Source organism: Vibrio sp. Vb1755, from assembly GCF_033338635.1.
Lineage (GTDB): Bacteria > Pseudomonadota > Gammaproteobacteria > Enterobacterales > Vibrionaceae > Vibrio > Vibrio alginolyticus.
This window is the reverse complement of sequence record NZ_JAWOTA010000304.1, coordinates 1-1,113: the sequence shown is the minus strand read 5'-3', so window position 1 is coordinate 1,113 and position 1,113 is coordinate 1. Positions and strand designations below refer to the sequence as shown.

The 1,113-nt window shown below is 46.4% G+C and carries 2 protein-coding genes; one reads left to right on the top strand and one right to left on the bottom strand.

Annotation, left to right across the window (positions count from 1 at the left end; genetic code table 11):
- Positions 1–10 precede the first annotated feature (10 nt).
- Positions 11–514: a GNAT family N-acetyltransferase gene (locus R7E00_RS24735; protein ID WP_017447717.1), complete on the top strand. Its 504-nt coding sequence runs from the start codon at positions 11–13 to the stop codon at positions 512–514.
- 67 nt (positions 515–581) lie between these two features.
- Here the strand turns inward: R7E00_RS24735 and R7E00_RS24730 are convergent, their stop codons facing one another.
- Positions 582–1,031: a hypothetical protein gene (locus tag R7E00_RS24730; protein ID WP_318124861.1), complete on the bottom strand. Its 450-nt coding sequence runs from the start codon at positions 1,029–1,031 to the stop codon at positions 582–584.
- Positions 1,032–1,113: the final 82 nt, after the last annotated feature.

The following is a 1,113-nucleotide window of genomic DNA, read 5'->3' as shown; positions in this document are numbered from 1 at the left end:
GGAGTAGCGAATGCTTATTCGAACTGAAGCCCCTGCGGACATTCTGACCATTGACCGCCTATTGAAACATGCGTTTCCAACCGATGCAGAAGCCAACTTGGTGATGCGTTTACGTGAAAACGGCAAGCTGACCTTGTCGCTGGTGGCGTGTACGGATGAAGGTGAGGTAATTGGCCATGCTTTATTTAGCCCAGTTACATTAAATGGTGAAGATTTGTCGTGGCAAGGGCTTGCACCATTGGCTGTTCATGAGGACTATCGCCGTCAAGGCATTGGTGCTGAACTCATTAAAGAAGGTTTCGAATCTCTGCGTGATTTCGGTTATCCAGTCTGTGTCGTGTTGGGTGAACCTAACTACTATGCACGACAAGGTTTCAATGCTGGTGAAGAGATGGGCTTTGAATGCGCTTGGGAAGTGCCTGAAGGTGCGTTTCGAGTAGCTGAACTCGTCGAAGGCCAATGTGCAGGACGTTCTGGACGCATTGATTACGCGCCAGAGTTCTCAGAGCTTTAAATACTGAAACAGCCCGCTGAAATAGCGGGCTGTTTGCTTTTCATCAGTCAATCGACAAGCATGACGTTTATTGAGCGTTTTTGGTTCTCTTTTTTCCCCAGATTTCGGCATTTGCTTTTTTGCTGACACCCAACACGTCGAGCTTCATGTTTCCCCAACTGCTGTATTTCATTTCAAGGTGCTTAAGTTTCGCGTCCTCCGATCCTGGTAGCGTCCAAGCTCGCGTTGACATACCGTTGGTGAGCGTGCCCATTGAAGTGAGTTTTTTCTCGCTGCCGTCGGTCATGGTGACTTTGATGTCTTTTAAATCGACGGTGCCTTGAATGCACTTTATTTTGATTTTACTGAAGTTACGGTTTTTGAGCAGACTATTTGGCGTAACGGTGTCTGTCTCCGTTTGGAAGTTGACGGTCTTGGTTGCGATCAGCTCCCAGTCATCATTATTGCTGCTCGCAAATGTGGAAAAACTGATGGTCGCTACCATCATCACAGTAAAGAGTGATTGGAAAAGCTTCATAACACCTCTGACTTTTTGATAGGATTGCCTCGTTCAAACAGGTGACGAAAAATGTCAATTAACGAGAAACAGTATTTACACA